Annotated in this window: 13 protein-coding genes; 4 read left to right on the top strand and 9 right to left on the bottom strand. The window is 66.3% G+C overall.

Annotated elements, in window-relative coordinates:
- Positions 1-204: 204 nt before the first annotated feature.
- The 4 genes from ACT89O_RS17065 to ACT89O_RS17080 form a co-directional block, all read right to left on the bottom strand.
- Entirely contained in the window at positions 205-1,701 is a 1,497-nt protein-coding gene (locus ACT89O_RS17065) for an efflux transporter outer membrane subunit (protein ID WP_487260676.1), read from the bottom strand.
- A gap of 100 nt (positions 1,702-1,801) precedes the next feature.
- Entirely contained in the window at positions 1,802-5,035 is a 3,234-nt protein-coding gene (locus ACT89O_RS17070; RefSeq protein ID WP_487260677.1) for an efflux RND transporter permease subunit, read from the bottom strand.
- 28 nt (positions 5,036-5,063) lie between these two features.
- Positions 5,064-6,317, bottom strand: coding sequence for an efflux RND transporter periplasmic adaptor subunit (locus ACT89O_RS17075; protein ID WP_487260678.1), 1,254 nt, complete (start codon positions 6,315-6,317; stop codon positions 5,064-5,066).
- Positions 6,318-6,817: 500 nt separating this feature from the next.
- Entirely contained in the window at positions 6,818-7,696 is an 879-nt protein-coding gene (locus ACT89O_RS17080; protein WP_176886528.1) for an alpha/beta hydrolase, read from the bottom strand.
- 176 nt (positions 7,697-7,872) lie between these two features.
- Between ACT89O_RS17080 and ACT89O_RS17085 the strand changes: the two genes are divergently transcribed.
- From ACT89O_RS17085 to ACT89O_RS17095, 3 genes are read left to right on the top strand one after another with little or no spacing between them, the layout of a single operon-like run.
- Positions 7,873-8,790 carry a LysR family transcriptional regulator gene (locus tag ACT89O_RS17085; protein ID WP_055400927.1) on the top strand — a complete coding sequence of 306 codons (918 nt, stop codon included), beginning with the start codon at positions 7,873-7,875 and terminating at the stop codon, positions 8,788-8,790.
- Positions 8,791-8,833: 43 nt separating this feature from the next.
- Positions 8,834-9,166 (top strand): VF530 family protein, encoded by a 333-nt coding sequence (locus ACT89O_RS17090; protein ID WP_228899459.1) that lies wholly within the window; start codon positions 8,834-8,836, stop codon positions 9,164-9,166.
- Positions 9,167-9,172: 6 nt separating this feature from the next.
- On the top strand, positions 9,173-9,664 hold the full coding sequence (locus tag ACT89O_RS17095) for a hypothetical protein (RefSeq protein WP_487260679.1): 492 nt from the start codon (positions 9,173-9,175) through the stop codon (positions 9,662-9,664).
- Here the strand turns inward: ACT89O_RS17095 and ACT89O_RS17100 are convergent.
- The 4 genes from ACT89O_RS17100 to ACT89O_RS17115 all read right to left on the bottom strand — a co-directional run bounded on the left by ACT89O_RS17100 (position 9,630) and on the right by ACT89O_RS17115 (position 14,824).
- Positions 9,630-10,589 (bottom strand): alpha-E domain-containing protein, encoded by a 960-nt coding sequence (locus ACT89O_RS17100; RefSeq protein ID WP_055400923.1) that lies wholly within the window; start codon positions 10,587-10,589, stop codon positions 9,630-9,632. The genes ACT89O_RS17095 and ACT89O_RS17100 overlap by 35 nt on opposite strands.
- Positions 10,583-10,738 (bottom strand): alpha-E domain-containing protein, encoded by a 156-nt coding sequence (locus ACT89O_RS17105; protein WP_228899455.1) that lies wholly within the window; start codon positions 10,736-10,738, stop codon positions 10,583-10,585. Before ACT89O_RS17105 ends, ACT89O_RS17100 begins: the two co-directional genes overlap by 7 nt.
- Positions 10,739-10,740: 2 nt before the next feature.
- Positions 10,741-12,276, bottom strand: coding sequence for a circularly permuted type 2 ATP-grasp protein (locus ACT89O_RS17110; protein WP_218300629.1), 1,536 nt, complete (start codon positions 12,274-12,276; stop codon positions 10,741-10,743).
- A gap of 67 nt (positions 12,277-12,343) precedes the next feature.
- Entirely contained in the window at positions 12,344-14,824 is a 2,481-nt protein-coding gene (locus ACT89O_RS17115; RefSeq protein ID WP_487262877.1) for a DNA internalization-related competence protein ComEC/Rec2, read from the bottom strand.
- 265 nt (positions 14,825-15,089) lie between these two features.
- Here ACT89O_RS17115 and ACT89O_RS17120 point away from each other — a divergent pair, with 265 nt between their 5' ends.
- Positions 15,090-15,548: a RidA family protein gene (locus tag ACT89O_RS17120; RefSeq protein WP_121505846.1), complete on the top strand. Its 459-nt coding sequence runs from the start codon at positions 15,090-15,092 to the stop codon at positions 15,546-15,548.
- A gap of 131 nt (positions 15,549-15,679) precedes the next feature.
- On the opposite strand, the gene ACT89O_RS17125 is transcribed toward ACT89O_RS17120, so the two are convergent.
- Positions 15,680-17,464 (bottom strand): methyl-accepting chemotaxis protein, encoded by a 1,785-nt coding sequence (locus ACT89O_RS17125; protein WP_218300628.1) that lies wholly within the window; start codon positions 17,462-17,464, stop codon positions 15,680-15,682.
- Positions 17,465-17,708: the final 244 nt, after the last annotated feature.

Genomic DNA, 17,708 nt, shown 5'->3' on the forward strand with positions numbered 1-17,708 from the left:
ACCCTCTTGGCGAAGCAAAAGAAAGTTACTCGCACGCCGGGCGACTCCCGGCCTCCGCCCTCAACCCCAGCATGCTTTTCAAACCAGCACGCCAAGGCTTCGACAAGCTCAGGCCGAACGGGTCCCCAAGAACAAAGAACTACAAAAACAATAGCTGCCAGCGCTTTATAGATAAGCGCCAGCAGCCAAAATCACTCAAAAAAACTACTGCGACACCTGCGCCACCTTCACAGCAGGCTGATCCCCCCACCCGCCTCCAAGCGCCCGAATCAACCCCACCGTCGCCACATACTGCGCCGTCCGCACCTGCAACTCCTGCCGCCGATTGCGCAATTCGCTGCGCCGCGCGTCCAGCAACTCCAGCTGACTCACCAAGCCATTGCGATACCGCACATCCGACAACTGCGTGGCCCGCCGCGCCGCAGTCACCGCACGCCCTTGCGCCTCGGCCTGGCCAGACAACAAGCGCAGCGAGGTCAACTGGTCCTCAACGTCACGAAACGCGTTGAGCACCTGCCCCCGATGGTCCGCCAGCGCAGCCTCCAGGCGGGCCTTGGCGCCCTCGATCTGTGCATCGCGCTGGCCGCCGTCAAAGATCGGCAGCGACAACAGCGCACTCACGCCCCAAGCACGGGCCGACCACTTGAACAGGTCACCCAGCTCTGGCGACGCATGCCCCGCATTGCCGGTGAGCGTGACGGCCGGGAACCACGCCTTCTGCGCCACGCCCACGCGTGCCTGCGCGGCCAGCACGGCAGTTTGCGCGGCCGACACATCGGGCCGGCGCGCCAGCACCGTGCCGGGCACGCCCGGCGGAATCACCGGCAACGCGGCATCGCCCGTTGCGGGCGGCAGCACAAAGCCGCTGGCCACCTCGCCGGCCAGCACAGCCAGCGCGTTGGTCAGCAAGGCCTGCTGGCGCTGCAAGCCCAGGGCATCGGACTCGGTGGCCGCCACCTCGGTCTGCACACGGGCCACGTCCAGCTCGGCCACATCGCCGGCTTGCAGGCGGCGCTGTGTCAGGCGCAGGGTGTCCTGGTAAGCGGCCAGACTCTCTTGCACCAGCACCTGCTCGGCCTGCACGGCGCGCAGTTGCAGGTAGGTTTGCGCCACATCGGCCTGCACCATGAGGCGCGTGCTCTGGAGCAAGGCCTCGCGCGTGTCGGCGTCGAGGCGTGCGGCGTCGCTGGTTTGCGAGAGGCGGCCGAACAGGTCCAGCTCGTACGAAGCATTGAGCCCCGCCGTGCCCAGCGTGGATGGCACCACGCTGCCCGTGCTGTTGGCACCGGCCTGGCGTGCAACGCCCGCCGAGGCGCCCACTTGCACCGAGCGCGCGGCTTCGGCAGAACGCAGCAGCGTGCGCGCTTCGGCCAGCCGCGCGGCGGCCTGCTGGATGCTGGTGTTGGCCTGGCCCGCACGCTGCACCAGGTCGGCCAGCACCGGGTCTTGAAAGCCCAGCCACCACTCGCCGCGTGGCTGCGCCTCGGCGGGGGCTGCCACCGTCCAAGGGGCGGCGGGCAGCGCGTCGCCCCCTGCCGTGAAGCTGGCGGGCACGGGCACACCCGCATGCGGCGCGGGGGCCACAGGCTGGGTTATGCAACCGGCCAGCACCAGGGCGGCAGCCAGGGGCGCCAGCAGGCTGCGCTTGCGCGCTGCAAGGGCGCTGTCGGTGGAGTTGTTCTTCAGTAGCAGATCGGTCATGGTTGGTCTCCTGCCCCAGCCAATGCACCCGCTGCACCCGGCAGCGTAGACATCGTGGAGCGAGCATTCAGGGCCACAAAGGTCGTTGTGGTCGTGGGCATCATTCGTGCTCCTTGCGGGGCGCGGCCAGCACCGGCTGACCCATGCCACCACCGTGGGGCGCCTGCGAGATGGGCGCCACATGCGCGCCATGCTCCACCAGCGGGCGATTACCCGCCAGCTTGCGCAGCAGCACGTAGAACACGGGCGTGAGGAACAGGCCGAAGGCCGTCACCCCGATCATTCCGGAGAACACCGCCACACCCATGGCGCTGCGCATCTCGGCGCCGGCACCGGTGGACAGCACCAGCGGCAGGACACCCATGACGAAGGCCAGCGAGGTCATCAGGATGGGGCGCAGCCGCAGGCGGCTGGCCTCGATGGCGGCCTGCACGGGCGTGCGCCCGGCAAACTCCAGCTCGCGCGCAAACTCCACGATCAGGATCGCGTTCTTGGCCGATAGCCCCACCAGCACGATGAGCCCGATCTGCGTGAACACGTTGTTGTCGCCGTTGCTCAGCCACACGCCGGTCATGGCCGCCAGGATGCCCATGGGCACGATCAGGATGATGGCGATCGGCAGCGTGAGGCTTTCGTACTGCGCGGCCAGCACCAGGAACACCAGCAGGATGGCCAGCGGGAACACCAGCACGGCAGAATTGCCCGCCAGGATTTCCTGGTAGGTCAGCTCGGTCCACTCGAAGGTGATGCCCTGGGGCAGCGTCTCCTTGGCGATGCGCTCGATGGCTGCCTGCGCCTGGCCCGACGAGTAGCCGGGCGCAGGGCCGCCGTTCACATCGGCAGCCAGGTAGCCGTTGTAGCGCATGGCGCGTTCGGGGCCGAAGCTCGGCTCCATCTTCATCAGCGCCGACAGGGGCACCATCTCGCCGGTGGCAGAGCGCACCTTGAGCAGGCCCACATCCTCAGCCCGCGCGCGGTAGGCCGCATCGGCCTGTACGCGTACGCTGTAGGTGCGGCCGAACTGGTTGAAGTCGTTGGCATAGAGGCTGCCCAGGTAGATCTGCAGCGTGTCGAAGATGTCCGTCACGGGCACGCCGAGCTGGCGTGCCTTGGTGCGGTCGATGTTGGCGTACAGCTGCGGCACATTGACCTGCCAGCTACTGAAGATGCCGGTCAGCTCGGGCGTCTGGTAGGCCTTGGCCATGAAGGCCTTCACGGCGCCGTCCATGGCTTCGTAGCCCAGCGAGGCACGGTCTTCGATCTGCAGCTTGAAGCCTCCCGTGGTGCCCAGGCCCGCCACCGGGGGTGGCGGGAACATGGCGATGAACGCGTCCTGAATGCTGCCAAAGGCCTGGTTCAGCTGGCCTGCCACGGCGCCGCCGCTCTGGTCGGCGCGGGTACGCTCGGCAAAGGGCTTGAGCGTGGCGAACACGATGCCGGCGTTGGAGCTGTTGGTGAAGCCGTTGATCGACAGGCCCGGGAAGGCAATCGCGTCTTCGACGTTGGGGTTCTCCTTCATGATCTCGCCTATGCGGCGGATCACGTTCTCGGTGCGGTCCAGCGTGGCGCCGTCGGGCAACTGCGCAAAGCCGATCAGGTACTGCTTGTCCTGCGCGGGCACGAAGCCGCCGGGCACGATCTTGAACAGGCCCATGGTGGCCCCCACCAGCGCGAGGTAGATCACGAACATCAGCGCCTTGCGGCCGATCACGCGCTTGACGCCGCCGCTGTAGGCCTCGGAGCCACGGTGGAACAGGCGGTTGAAGCCGCGGAACAGGCTGCCAAACACCTTGTCCATGCCGCGCGTGAGCGCGTCCTTGGGCTCGTTGTGGCCCTTGAGCAGCAGTGCTGACAGCGCTGGCGACAGCGTCAGCGAGTTGATCGCCGAGATCACCGTGGAGATCGCGATGGTCACCGCAAACTGGCGATAGAACTGGCCCGTGAGCCCGCTGATGAAAGCCAGCGGCACGAACACCGCCACCAGCACCAGTGCGATGGCAATGATGGGGCCGGAGACTTCGCGCATGGCGCGGTAGGTGGCTTCGCGCGGGGTCAATCCCGCCTCGATGTTGCGCTCGACGTTCTCCACCACCACGATGGCGTCATCCACCACGATGCCGATGGCCAGCACCAGGCCGAACAGGCTCAAGGCGTTGATCGAGAAGCCCAGCAGGTGCAGCACCGCAAACGTACCCACCACCGACACTGGCACAGCCAGCAGCGGGATGATGGACGCGCGCCATGTCTGCAGGAACAGGATCACGACCAGCACCACGAGGGCGATGGCTTCGAGCAGCGTGTGGATGACCGACTTGATCGACGCACGCACAAACTGCGTGGGGTCGTACGCAATGCGGTACTCCACGCCTTCAGGCATGTTCTTCTGGATCTCGTCCATGGTCTTGCGCACGTTGGACGAAATGTCCAGCGCGTTGGAGCCCGGCGCCTGGAACACGCCCATGCCCACGGCAGGGTCGTTGTTGAGCAGCGAGCGCAGCGAGTAGTCGGCCGCGCCCAGCTCCAGGCGGGCGATGTCGCGCAGGCGCGTCACCGCACCGTCCGCACCGGTCTTGACGATGATGTCGCCGAACTCTTCTTCGGTCTGCAGGCGGCCCTGGGCGTTGATGGACAGTTGCAGGTCCACGCCGGGCAGGCCGGGCGATGCGCCCACCACGCCGGCGGCCGCCTGCACGTTCTGACCGCGGATGGCGGTCACCACGTCGCTGGCCGACAGGCCGCGCTGCGCGACCTTTTGCGGGTCGAGCCACACACGCATGGAGTAGTCGCCGCCGCCGAAGATCTGCACCTGGCCCACGCCGCCGATGCGCGCGAGGCGGTCCTTCACATTGAGCACCGCGTAGTTGCGCAGGTAGTCGATGTCGTAGCGGTTGTTGGGCGAGACCAGGTGGACCACCATGGTCAGGTCCGGCGCGCTCTTCACCGTGGTCACGCCCAGGCGGCGCACTTCCTCGGGCAGGCGCGGCTCGGCCTGCGAGACGCGGTTTTGCACCAGCTGCTGGGCCTTGTCGGGGTCGGTGCCGAGGGCAAAGGTCACCGTCAGCGTCATCACGCCGTCGGTGGTGGCCTGGCTGCCCATGTAGAGCATGCCTTCCACGCCGTTGATGGACTCCTCCAGCGGCGTGGCCACGGTCTCGGCGATCACCTTGGGGTTGGCGCCCGGGTACTGCGCGCGCACCACCACCGAGGGCGGCGCGACTTCAGGGTATTCGGAGATGGGCAGACCGCGCAATGCGATGAGCCCCCCGAGGAAGATGAGCACCGACAGCACCCCGGCAAAGATGGGGCGGTCGATGAAAAAACGGGATAGGTTCATGGATGCAAATTCCTGGTGTCCAGCGCGCTCAGGCGGCTGGCGACTTGGCTGCGTTCTTGGCTTCCTTGCGATCACCCGCAATCTCGGCCTTGGCGGTCATGGGGACAGGCTGCGGCGCCACCACGGCACCGGGGCGCACGCGCTGCAGGCCGTTGACGACGATGTTCTCGCCCGCCTTCAGACCCGACGTGACCACGCGCAGGCCGTCAATCGGCGCACCTAGGGTGACCTCACGGTATTCGGCCTTGTTGCCCTCGCCCACCACCATCACGAACTTCTTGTTCTGGTCGGTGCCCACGGCACGTTCGTTGATGAGCAGCGCCTGGGTGTTGCGCGCTTGGCCCATGCGGATGCGGGCGAACTGACCGGGGATGAGCGAGCCGTCTTCGTTGTCGAACACGGCTCGCACGCGCACGGTGCCGCTCTTGGCATCGACCTGGTTGTCGATGAGCTGCAAGCGACCGGCGTGCGGCGTGCCACCCGTGGTGCCGGTGCCCATCTGCACGGGGATGCGCTCGATGAGCTGGCGAGCGCTGTTGCCGCGCTGGCCGCTTTGCAGGTCGGCCAGGGCCTTCACCACGATCTGCTCATCGGTGTCGAAGCTCGCGTAGATGGGGCTCACGGAAACCAGCGTGGTCAGCACGGGAGCGCCCGGACCGGCCGCCACCAGGTTGCCCACGGTGACTTCGATGCGGCCCACACGGCCCGCCACCGGGGCGCGCACCTGGGTGTAGCCCAGGTTCAGCTTGGCGGTCTGCAGCGCGGCCTGGGCGGCGCGCAGGTTGGCATCGGCCTCGCGCTGGGCATTCAGGCGTTCGTCATGTTCGCGCTGGGCAATGGCTTTTTCTTCGAGCAGGCGCGTGGCGCGCTCCAGTTCGCTGCGGGTGTACGACACGCGTGCCTGTGCAGCCACCACCTGGGCTTCGGCGCGGTCCACCTCGGCAGCGTAAGGGGCGGGGTCCACCGTCACGAGCAGCTCGCCCTGCTTGACCAGCGAGCCTTCGCGGAAGTGCACGGCCTGCACGGCGCCCGAGACGCGCGGGCGCACGTCCACGCGCTGCACGGCTTCGAGCCGGCCGGAGAACTCGTCCCACAGGGCGATGTCTTTTTGGAGCACGGCCGCCACCGACACCGGCATGGCCGGGGGCGCAGCAGGGGTGCCATCGGCCTGGGCGGCGGGCGCCTGGAACACAAGGATGATGGCGGCCACGGTGGCCGTCACAGCAGTGGCAAGGGTGGCCAGGCCCAGCGGGCGGCTCTTGGAGAGAGGATTGGAGTTCATGGTCGTTTCAATCGTTAAGGCCGCCCTTGTGGAGCGAGCCAGTGGAGGTTTTCTGCCGCGCCCCGGTAGGTGGCGTTGTGCCGACAAGAATCAAAAAAGGTGTCACAACCGTGGGCAGATGGGCAGTCTCGGCAATGACACCGTGGCAAAGTCAAGGCCCCGGCAGCACACCGCCGGGACACTGAGAACCGACGTCAGAAGACGCGGCAACACTGTGTGTTGTGACAGCCGTGGCTGCGGACACGCAAGTCGCCCAACGGGTTGTTCATGGTGTGATTTCCTCCGTATGTATCGTTGACATCAATGGCACCTGCCCGCCGTCTGCGCCCTGATGGGCCCGGCGTGCAGAAATACGTGGGCAAAGCTTCTCCCTCCGGCACGTGTGGGCCGGAAAAATCAGCGTTGATAACCAGGTGGTTGGCGGTAAGGCCGCAGTATCAAACCTCAACCAAAGTTGAGGTCAATGACTTTCTGGAGACAGCCTTGCCGGGTTCAGGGTCTCAGGAAGGCACCGGACATCGGGTGGCTTCAAAGAACAGGCGGAACTGTTCCTGCGCACCGGTTGCGCAAGGGCATTCGTGGGGGCCGGTTTGCAGCAAGGCATCGGGCCACTGCGCCGTTTTCGAGAAAACATGGCGGGTCACCTGCAGGCCCGCCGCCTCCAGCCGGGCGGCATAGGCCAGTGCCTCATCGTGCATGGGGTCGGTGTCGCCCACCAGCACCAGCGTAGGGGGCAAGCCGGCCAGACGGTGTGCTGCGGCAGGCACTGCATAGGGGTGCTCGGCATCGCGCGGGCAACGCAGAAAATTGCGCCAGCCTTCGGCCCATTTGCAGCCAGTGGCATTGCCCGTGGCTTCGCGCAGCGAGGCTGTGCCCACACACGGGTCCAGCATGGGCGAGAGCAGGATCTGCCCGGCCAGCGGCGGGTGCGACTGGTCGCGCGCCATCAGCCCCACAGCCGCTGCCAGATTGCCGCCCGCTTCTTCACCCGCCAGGTAGACCAGTGCACCTTGCCCGCCGAGCTTGGTGCGGTTGCGGTGCACCCACTTGAGCACGTCGTAGCCCGTGTCCACCGGCTGCGGGAACGGGGTGAGCGGGTACGCCACCGACACCACAACGGCCCCCACACCTTCCAGCAGCGAGGCCACGGTGCAGCCGTTGTCCAGCCCCCCCGAGGTAAATGCGCCTCCATGAAAATGCACCACCACCGGCGACGCCTGGCCCGTCTTCTTGCGCCCATACATGCGCACGGCCACATCCTGCCCCTTGGTCACTTCAATAGTGGAGTCGGAGCACACGGAGGCAGCCTTGCCCCCTTCGGTGGGTTTGGCAACGGGTGGCAATGTGGAAGATAGCGAGGACGGCTGGTCGGGCTGCATGGCATGTACCCATTGGATTGACGATGGATGAAATGTAGTGGCTCGGGCCTTTCAGATAAACAGGTCAAACACCACCGCACTGTTTCCAAAAGCTCAACAATCAAATGGCAGTGCCCGTGTGAGAATTCCGCAGCACCCACTGGTGGGTGCTGACGTTCCAGATTCAAGGAGAAGCCATGGACCAAATACAGGCCATGCGCATATTCGTGCGGGTGGTGGAGGCCGGCACGTTTACCCGGGCAGCGGATTCGCTATCGCTGCCCAAAGCCACCGTGACCAAGCATGTGCAGGCGCTGGAGGAGCGTCTGCGCGTAAAGCTGCTCAACCGCACCACGCGGCGCGTGACAGTGACGCCCGACGGCGCCGCCTACTACGACCGCACCGTCCGGCTGCTGACCGACCTGGATGACATTGAGGCCAGCATGACCAATGCACGCGCCAATCCGCGCGGTCGCCTGCGCATCGATGTCGGCACGTCGGTGGCACAGCTGCTCATCATTCCGAACCTGGCAGAGTTTCATGCGCGGTACCCGGACATCCAGGTGGACCTGGGGGTGAGCGACCGCATCGTGGACCTGATCGGAGACAACGTGGACTGCGTGATTCGCGGTGGCGAGCTCAGCGACCAGTCGCTGGTGGCGCGGCGGGTGGGCAACCTGGAGTTCATCACGGTGGCATCGCCCGACTATCTGGCGCGCAAGGGCACGCCCACCCATCCGCTGGAGATTGAGGAAAAACACGCCAGCGTGATCTATTTTTCTCCGCAAAGCGGCCGGCACTACCCGCTGGAGTTCGTCAAGGGCTCCGAATCCATCGACATCACGGGTCCCTACCAGTTGAGCGTGAATGAAGCCAATGCCTATGTGACGTCCGTGCTGGCGGGGCTAGGTATCGGGCAGATCACCAGCTACCAGGCGCAACAACACCTGCAAAATGGCGCCCTGGTGCGGCTGATGCCCGAGTGGACCCAGCCGCCACTGCCTGTGTACGTGGTGTATCCACCCAACCGCCACCTGAGCGCCAAGGTGCGTGCGTTTGTGGACTGGGCGGCCGAGCTGTTTCAGCGCGAGACCCACCTGCAACGCACGCAGTGAAGGCATTCCACAAAGGCGGGCAGGGGCCTTTATGCTTGGGCCCATGAACGCTACCGAGTCCACCCCCACCCCTGACGCGCGCACCACCGAGGGCGGCCACACCGCGCAAGCTGCTGAGCCCACACCTCCAGCAGCTTCTGCCAAACAGCCCCGCAACCCCCTGCACGGCGTAACGCTGGAAGCCATGGTAGTGGGCCTGGCAGACTATTTTGGCTGGGACGAGCTGGGCCGACAGATCCCCATCCGCTGCTTTCAGATCGACCCCAGCGTGGGCTCCAGCCTCAAGTTTTTGCGCAAAACCCCCTGGGCACGTGAGAAGGTCGAGAGCCTTTACCTCTTCATGCTGCGCGACCAGCGGCGCAACGCGCAAGAATGACTGGCAATGCGCGCTACCACGCCCCAAGCATCGCCAACCCCGAATGCGTATTCGGCACGGCTGAGCGCACGGTATCGCAATTTTCTGGTCCCCCTGCTGACGCTGGGCGTCATCGGTGGGTTCAATGCTTTGCTGGCGGCTCAGTCCGGAAGGGGTGATGCAGGATGGTGGCCCGTGGCGTGGCTGGCCACCATGTTCTTGGGGGTTTTCTTCAGTGCAGCCTTCATGGCCATGGCGGGTCGCCGCAAGCTGCCGGTGGCCTACGGCATCGCTCTGGGTGCGACTGTAGGTCTGGGGCTGACGACCTATGGGTTTCTGCAGACGAGCCTGCACGCCCCTTGGGGCGCAGTGATGCCCGACTGGCTGCGTGGCGCGCAGGCAAGAGCCTGGCTGGGCTCTCCCTGGGCACCGCTCATTCCCTACGCAGCGGGGCTGGCCTTGCATGGCGCGGCCATGCTGGTTTTCAATCGCCGGACGTCACCAGAAAATCGCGGCTGATGCCGCCACCCAGGTCGTTGACCCGGTCCAGGAACTGCGTGAGGAACGCGTGCAGGCCCGTGGCCAGGATCTCGTCGATGCGACCGTACTGCAGGTCGGCCAGCAAGCGCCCTGCCCTGCGGCTGGTTTCGGCGGACTGCCCGTTGGCCAGCACGGCCAGGTTGTCCACCACCTCGCGCAGGCAGGCGTGCAGCGATCGGGGCATATCGCGGCTCAGGATCAGCAGGTCGGCCACGCGCCCCGGCGTGATCACATCGCGGTAGACCTTGCGGTACACCTCGAACGCCGACACGCTGCGCAGGATGGCGCTCCAGTGGTAGAAGTCGCTCTCCTGGTTGCGGTCGCTGGGGCGGCCGAAGAAGTCGTTCTTGACCGCGTGGAACTTCACATCCAGCAGGCGCGCGGTGTTGTCCGCGCGCTCCAGGAAGGTGCCCATGCGCAAAAAGTGAAACGCCTCGTCCTGCAGCATCGTGCCGAGCACCACACCGCGTGAGAGGTGCGAGCGGTACTTCACCCATTCAAAGAACTGGCCTGGGTCGCGCTCAAAGGCGCCGCCTTCCAGCTGGCGGTGCAGCTCCAGCCAGGTCTGGTTCTGCGTTTCCCACACCTCGGTGGTCAACGCACCGCGCACGGCCCGCGCGTTCTCGCGCGCGGCACGCAGGCACGACAGGATGGACGACGGGTTGTTGCCATCGTGCACCATGAACTCCAGCACGTTGGCGGGCGTCACTTCGCCATGCTTGGCGGTGTAGGCAGGAATCAGCTCGCTGATGGACAGCAGGCCCTCCCAGCCTTTCTGCGCCACATCGGCAGCCTGGGGCAACAGGGAGGTCTCGTAGCTCACATTGAGCATTCTTGCTGTGTTCTCAGCCCGCTCGGTGTAGCGGGACATCCAGAACAGATGGTCGGCGGTTCGGCTCAGCATGCGGCCTCCTTGATCGAGCAGGGCTGAGAACCCCGCACGTGCTGCGCACGCACGCGGTGTTGTGTCGAAAGCCCCATGGCATGGGGCTTTTCAGCCCGCTCGGTGTAGCGGGACATCCAGAACAGATGGTCGGCGGTGCGGCTCAGCATGTTCAGAGGCTCCCTTGCGATTGACTTTGCGACTGGCCCTGGGATTGCGATTGCGACTGGGATTGCACGGCCTTGGGTTGCGCGGCAGGCGCACCCTCGCCCAGCACCCAGGTGTCCTTGGTGCCGCCGCCCTGCGACGAATTCACCACCAGCGAGCCCTCTTGCAGTGCCACGCGCGTGAGGCCCCCTGCGGCCATCTGCACCTCGCGGCCGCTGAGCACGAAGGGGCGCAGGTCGATGTGGCGCGGGGCGATGCCGCTTTCCACATAGGTCGGGCAGCTCGACAGGCTGAGCGTGGGCTGGGCGATGTAGCCCGCCGGGTTGGCCAGCAGCGCACGGCGGAAGTCCTCGATCTCGGCCTGCGTGGCGGCCGGGCCGATCAGCATGCCGTAGCCACCCGCGCCGTGCACTTCCTTCACGACCAGGTCCTTCAGATTGGCCAACACATACTGGAGATCCTCCTGCTTGCGGCACATCCACGTGGGCACGTTCTTGAGGATGGGCTCCTGCCCCAGGTAGAAGCGGATCATCTCGGGCACGTAGGGGTACACCGACTTGTCGTCGGCCACGCCCGTTCCCACGGCGTTGCAGATGCCCACGTTGCCTGCGCGGTAGGCCTCCATGAGACCGTGGCAGCCCAGCGTGGAGTTGCGGCGGAAGACCTGCGGATCGAGGAAGTCGTCGTCCACCCGGCGGTAGATCACGTCCACCCGCTGCAGGCCGCGCGTGGTGCGCATGTAGACGAACTTGTCCTTGACGACGAGGTCCTGCCCTTCGACCAGCTCCACGCCCATCTGCTGCGCGAGGAAGGCATGTTCGAAGTACGCGCTGTTGTGCATGCCGGGCGTGAGCACCACCACCGTGGGCTCGTCGGCCGCTGCGGGCGCGCTGGCGCGCAGGGTTTCGAGCAGCATGTCGGGGTAGTGGGCCACGGGCGCCACCTTGTGCAGGCTGAACAGCTCGGGGAAGAGCCGCATCATCATCTTGCGGTTTTCCAGCATGTAGCTCACGCCGCTGGGCACGCGCAGGTTGTCTTCCAGCACGTAGTACTCGCCCTCGCCCTGCGCGTTGGGCGCGCGCACGATGTCGATGCCGGCAATGTGCGCGTAGATGTTCTGCGGTACATGCAACCCGGCCATCTCGGGCCGGTACTGCGCGTTGTTGAGGATGAGGTCGGCGGGCACGATGCCGGCGCGGATGATGTCCTGGCCGTGGTACACGTCGTGGATGAAGCGATTGAGCGCCGTGACCCGCTGCACCAGCCCCTGCTGCATGCTGCTCCACTCATGGGCCGGAATGATGCGCGGAATCAGGTCAAACGGAATCAACCGTTCATTGCCCGCGCCGCCCTCGTCCTTTGCGCCGTAAACGGCGAAGGTAATGCCCACGCGCCGGAAGATCATCTCGGCTTCGGCCCTGCGGGCCTGCATCACATCAGGGGGCTGTTTGCTCAACCACTGCGCGTAGCGCTTGTAGTGTTCCCGCACATCGCTGCCATCAAAAGGCAGCATGGCGTACATCTCGTCAAATTTCTGCATGAACTGGCCTCCTGAAGACAGGATAGCAAGTTGCGCGCCCACACTCTGCAAACGGCCCCTGGTGGCACTACGGCATCGCGCCTGCTGAGTCCGCCCGGGGCGCCATCTGGTGCTGCCAGTAGCGTCGGCCCGCATCGCGTTCACACCCTATCGCTGCGGGTTTGACAGAGGCCCAGGTCGCGGCGCCGCAGCGCGAAGACTCCACCACTTCGATGTCGCGAAGGCGATAGCGCTGCAACACCTGCGGGGCTGGATGGCCAAAGCGATTGCGGTACCCGGCTTGCACCAAAGCGGTGCGCGGCTGGACGGCATCCAGAAACGCCGGGGACGACGATGTCTTGCTGCCGTGGTGGGGCACCAGCAGCAGGTCGGCCTGGAGCGCCGCACCGCGCGCCAGCAGGGCCTGTTCCTGCGGGGCTTCGATGTCGCCCACCAGCAAGGCCGACACGCCCTGCGGCCCGGCGGAGGTGATGCGCAGCACACAGCTCAGCGCATTGGGGCGCACGTTGCGCCCCGCCGCGTCGTCCGGCTGCGGGTGCAGCACTTCGAAGGCCACACCATCCCACTCCCAGCGCTGGCCCGCCACGCAGGGCTGGACTGGACGCAGGGCCTGCAAGGTGTTCTCCGCCTCGATCGAGCCCACCAACTCCGCATGCGGCTGCTGCGCCAGCACCGCGGCCGCACCGCCAGTGTGGTCTGCATCGCGGTGGCTGAGCATGAGGGTGTCCACGCGCTCCCCCAGTGCCCGCAGCAGCGGCACCAGCACACGGTGGCCCGCGTCGCTCTCGCGGCTGAAACGCGGCCCTGCGTCGTACAGCAGCGTGTGGGTGGCGGTGCGCACCAGCACCGCATTGCCCTGGCCGATGTCTGCGGCCAGCAGTTCAAACTGCCCTGCCGCCGGGCGCACCGGCTGCCACCACAGCGCGGGCCACAGGAGGGGAAATGCCAGCAGCCGCAGCCGCCAGGGCAGGCGCGTGGCCAGCAGCGCGCCTCCGGCCACGGCCAGCATGCCCGCCCACAACGGCGCGGCAGGCAGGAAGACCACGGCCCAGGGCCACAACGCCAGCCATTGCAGCAGGGCTGCCAGCGGCTGCAAACTGAGGGCGGCCAGGCTCCACAAGGGCGCCCACAGCACGCCGCCCAACGCCAGCGGGGTGACCACCAGGGTGACCCAGGGAATCGCCACCAGGTTGGCGGCAAAACCCACCACCGACACCTGGCCAAACAGCAGCAGGGTCAGGGGCGTGAGCGCCAGCGTCACCACCCACTGCTCCCGAATCAAAGCATAAAAATGGCGCCTAGCGCTGGATGGATAAGCGCTACCAGCTATTGAATTAGTAGCAAACAGAATACCCACCGCCACAAAGCTCAGCCAAAAGCCCGCCTGCGCCAACGCCCACGGGTCTGCCACCACCACGGCCGCACACGCCCACAGCCACACCTGCGGCCAGGGCCAGCGGCGGCCGCTGAGCTGCAGCACGGCAATGGCCGCCAGCATGATCACCGTGCGCTGTGCAGGCACGCCCCAGCCGCTGAACAGCGCGTAGGCTGCCGCCAGCACCACCCCGGCGGCCAGTGCTGCGGAGGGCGCGGGCACCGCCAGGCACAGCCGGGTGGAACGCCGCCACAGGGCACCCACCACCAGCGCGGCCAGCCAGGCAAACAAGGTGATGTGAAGCCCGGAGATGCTCATGAGGTGAGCCACGCCCGTGGCGCGGAACACATCCCAATCGGCACGGTCAATGGCGCGCTGGTCACCCGTCACTAAAGCCGCCACCACGCCCGCAACGCGCGTGCGGGCCGGGTCACTGCCATCCTGATCGCCCGCCAGGCGCTCCAGGATCGCATCGCGCACCGACTGCCGCACCCGCTCCACCGGATGCAGCCAGGTTGCAGCCACAAACTCCGGCGGCTCGTCCTTGGGCCCTGCACGCACGTAGCCTGTGGCCTGCACGCCCTGCTCCCACATCCACAACTCGTAGTCAAAACCATGGGGGTTGCGCAGCCCGTGCGGCGCCTTCAGACGCACCGTCAACGCCCAGCGGTCGCCGGCTTTCAGGGCGGGCGGTGGACGCTGCAGGTCCAAGGTTCCGGCCGCATCGCGGAACGGGCCGCCGTACCAGGCCACATCGATGCGCGGCGGCAGCGTCACCGGGGCACCGTTCAGGCGCGCGGCCTCCACGTCCACGCGGATGCGGGTGCCAGCCTCGTTGGTTTGGGGCATGGCCGCCACCACGCCGGTCACCCGGATGTCCTGGCCCTCCAGCGCGGGCGCGAGGCCCTGGGCCGCACAGTCCACAGCGCGCAGCCCACACAGGGCGAACATCACCAGCACTCCGGCGCCCACGGCCAGCGCGGTGGCAGCATGAGCGCCCCATCTGCTGCGTCTGGACGCTGCCCGCGCGCACCCGCCCACCACACACGCCGCCACCAGAACCGCCCCGTAGACCACCCCGGGCCACAACACCGGCTGCTGCAGCTGCAGCGCGGCCCCCAATACGGCCCCCAGCAGCCACGCAGGCAAGCGCCAGGGAACGGCGGCGACCATCGCGGAGCTTTCGCTGGCCACGGCGCCATCCAGGCCCCCAGGGGCGGATGAAATGGCATTAGGGGCGCTTATGGCGGGCATGGGCTGATGCTAATGCGATGCCTGGGGGCTGGCCGCTGGATTCTGCACACCAGGCTGTGTAACACTCGCGGCCATCCGGGTGCCGCCGGACCGCGAAGCCACCGCGCTGACCAGCAGGCCATGCCGGCGCACCTGCACCGGCCAGCCCCCGCCATCCACCTTCACGCCAAACCGAGGAAAGACCATGAGCGTTTACGACAAGCTGAAAGAACTCAACATCACCCTGCCCCCCGTGTCGGTGCCCGCTGCCGCCTATGTGCCCTATGTGCAGACTGGCAACCTGGTGTTCCTATCCGGCCACATCGCACGCAAGGACGGCAAGCCCTGGGCCGCGCAGTTTGGCCGCGATATCGGCACCGAAGAAGGCAAGGAAGCTGCACGCTCGGTAGCGATTGACCTCATGGGTACGTTGCAGGCTGCCTGTGGTGGCGACCTCAACCGCGTCAAGCGCATCGTCAAGGTCATGAGCCTGGTGAATTCCACGGGTGATTTCACCGAGCAGCACCTGGTGACCAACGGTGCCAGCGAACTGCTGGGCCAGGTCTTTGGCGAAAAAGGCGTGCACGCCCGCAGCGCTTTTGGCGTGGCGCAGATCCCCCTGGGCGCCTGCGTGGAAATCGAGCTGATCGCAGAGCTGGCCTGACAGACCCCACCCCACTCACCAAAAAAAACCCATGGCATGACTGCCATGGGTTTTTTTGTTTTCTGCGCTGGGCGGTGACGGATGCGCCCCTCCCAGCCGCCATGACACCATGGCTGCCAGTTGTCAGAGCGTCAGAAAGACTCCCAGTCCTCTTCCGATCCCTGGGCCACCGCGGGCTTGCGGCTGGCGGGTGCAGGTGCGGCAGATACCTTGGCAACAGCGGCCGCTGCAGCCGGAGCCTTGGCCACCGCAGCGGGCGTGCCGTGGAGTGCCTTCGCACCAGAACCCGGTGCGGGCCGTGCGGGTGCCTGTGGCCGCTGGGCAGCCGTGGCGCGCGCCGCACCAATGGCCGCCTGCGCGGGCCCATAGCTGGCGGCATTCACCTTGAACATGGACACCTCGCGCGCCAGGTGATCTGCCTGCTCACGCAGGCTCTGGGCGGCGGCGGCGCTTTCTTCCACCAGCGCCGCATTCTGCTGCGTCATCTGGTCAAGGTTGCTGATCGCCTTGTTGACCTGCGACACCCCCGCACTCTGTTCGGACGATGCTGCGGTGATCTCGCCAATCATGTCGGTCACGCGCTGCACCGACTGCACGATGTCGGTCATGGTGGTGCCCGCGTCCGACACCAGGCGCGAGCCCGTCTCCACCTTCTCGACCGATGCACTGATGAGCAACTTGATCTCCTTGGCGGCCTCGGCGCTGCGCTGGGCAAGGCTGCGCACCTCGCTGGCCACCACCGCAAAACCCCGGCCCTGCTCACCCGCGCGGGCAGCTTCCACAGCGGCGTTCAGCGCGAGGATGTTGGTCTGAAACGCTATGCCATCAATCACGCCAATGATGTCCGCGATCTTCTTGCTGCTGTGGTTGATGTCCTCCATCGTGGCCACCACCTGGTTCACCACCTCGCCGCCCCGGCGCGCCACGCCCGTGGCGCCCGCCGCCAGGCTGCTGGCCTGCTGCGCACTGCCTGCGCTTTGCTGGATGGTGCTGGTGAACTGCTCCATGGCGGCCGCCGTCTCCTGCAGGTTGCTGGAGGTCTGCTCGGTGCGGGCCGACAGGTCGTGGTTGCCCGTGGCGATCTCGGCGCTGGCGATGGCGATGCTGTCGGTGCTCTGGCGCACCTGGTGCACCATGCGACCCAAGGCGCTGCTCATGGCATACAGCGAACGCAGCAGGTCGCCAAACTCGTCGCCCCGGGTCACGGATTCCTGCATGCTCAGGTCGCCCCCCGCAATGCGTTCGGCCAGCCCGTTGGCCTGCTCCAAGGGCCGCTGGATGCTGCCGATCAGGTAGTAGGCACCCACAATGATGGCCAGCAGCAGCAGGCCCACGGCCACGGCAGCAATCTTGACCGTCAGCATGCGCTCTGCCGCCATCTGCTTCTGAACGGCCTCGGCGCCTTGCTGCTGCTGCTGAACGAACTCACGCAGCGTGGTGGTGTAGGCCGCCACCGAAGGGTTGTACTTCTGGGTGATCAACGTCACAGCCTGTTCTTGCTGCCCATCGCTCTTGAGTTTGCGGGCCTCGCCGCGCAGGTCGATCATGGTCTTGCGCGCAGCGGCGATCTTGGCCATCTGCTGCTTGTCGGCCTCTGACAGGGCCATGGATTCCAGCGACTTTTGCACTTCGCTGATCTGCGCCGATGTGGCCGTGATCACATCCTTGAACTCGGCTTCGACGGCCGGGTCGCTGCTGACGATTAGGGCCTGGGTTCTGGCGGCATTGGTCTCGGTAAGACCCGACCAGCGCAATGCCGCCTGCACGCGCGACTCCATGTCTTTGCTCACCGCATCAGCATGGGCCTGTACCTTGGCAGACCGGTAGGCCGCAAAGCCCACCACCGCCACCAGCATGACCACAATCAAAATCACCGCCAGCCAGAGCTTGTGAGCCATCCGAAGATGCTTGGGCATGGTTGCCTCCTGAAGCGTTGTGTTTGTGTACAGATGTTGCACGCTTTTTCACGATTGCACAAACTCCGTCACTGCACATCAGGGTCTGCCCTGCCTGCATGGGCCCCACCACCCCCCCCGGGGCGGGCATCATCGCGCCGCCAGAGTTCGGCCACGGGGTTTCAGCAAGTCGTGTCGCTCGGGCAAATGCCCCATTCGCATGCCATCTGTACGCCCACCGTCGACAAAAGCGCGGTGCCAGCGG

This window comes from Acidovorax sp. NN32 (assembly GCF_057597245.1).

Coding starts and splice junctions, on each gene's coding strand:
- ACT89O_RS17065 (WP_487260676.1), bottom strand. CDS start 1,701: ATGACCGATCTGCTACTGAAGAACAACTCCACCGACAGCGCCCTTGCA.
- ACT89O_RS17070 (WP_487260677.1), bottom strand. CDS start 5,035: ATGAACCTATCCCGTTTTTTCATCGACCGCCCCATCTTTGCCGGGGTG.
- ACT89O_RS17075 (WP_487260678.1), bottom strand. CDS start 6,317: ATGAACTCCAATCCTCTCTCCAAGAGCCGCCCGCTGGGCCTGGCCACC.
- ACT89O_RS17080 (WP_176886528.1), bottom strand. CDS start 7,696: ATGCAGCCCGACCAGCCGTCCTCGCTATCTTCCACATTGCCACCCGTT.
- ACT89O_RS17085 (WP_055400927.1), top strand. CDS start 7,873: ATGGACCAAATACAGGCCATGCGCATATTCGTGCGGGTGGTGGAGGCC.
- ACT89O_RS17090 (WP_228899459.1), top strand. CDS start 8,834: ATGAACGCTACCGAGTCCACCCCCACCCCTGACGCGCGCACCACCGAG.
- ACT89O_RS17095 (WP_487260679.1), top strand. CDS start 9,173: ATGCGCGCTACCACGCCCCAAGCATCGCCAACCCCGAATGCGTATTCG.
- ACT89O_RS17100 (WP_055400923.1), bottom strand. CDS start 10,589: ATGCTGAGCCGAACCGCCGACCATCTGTTCTGGATGTCCCGCTACACC.
- ACT89O_RS17105 (WP_228899455.1), bottom strand. CDS start 10,738: ATGCTGAGCCGCACCGCCGACCATCTGTTCTGGATGTCCCGCTACACC.
- ACT89O_RS17110 (WP_218300629.1), bottom strand. CDS start 12,276: ATGCAGAAATTTGACGAGATGTACGCCATGCTGCCTTTTGATGGCAGC.
- ACT89O_RS17115 (WP_487262877.1), bottom strand. CDS start 14,824: ATGGTCGCCGCCGTTCCCTGGCGCTTGCCTGCGTGGCTGCTGGGGGCC.
- ACT89O_RS17120 (WP_121505846.1), top strand. CDS start 15,090: ATGAGCGTTTACGACAAGCTGAAAGAACTCAACATCACCCTGCCCCCC.
- ACT89O_RS17125 (WP_218300628.1), bottom strand. CDS start 17,464: ATGCCCAAGCATCTTCGGATGGCTCACAAGCTCTGGCTGGCGGTGATT.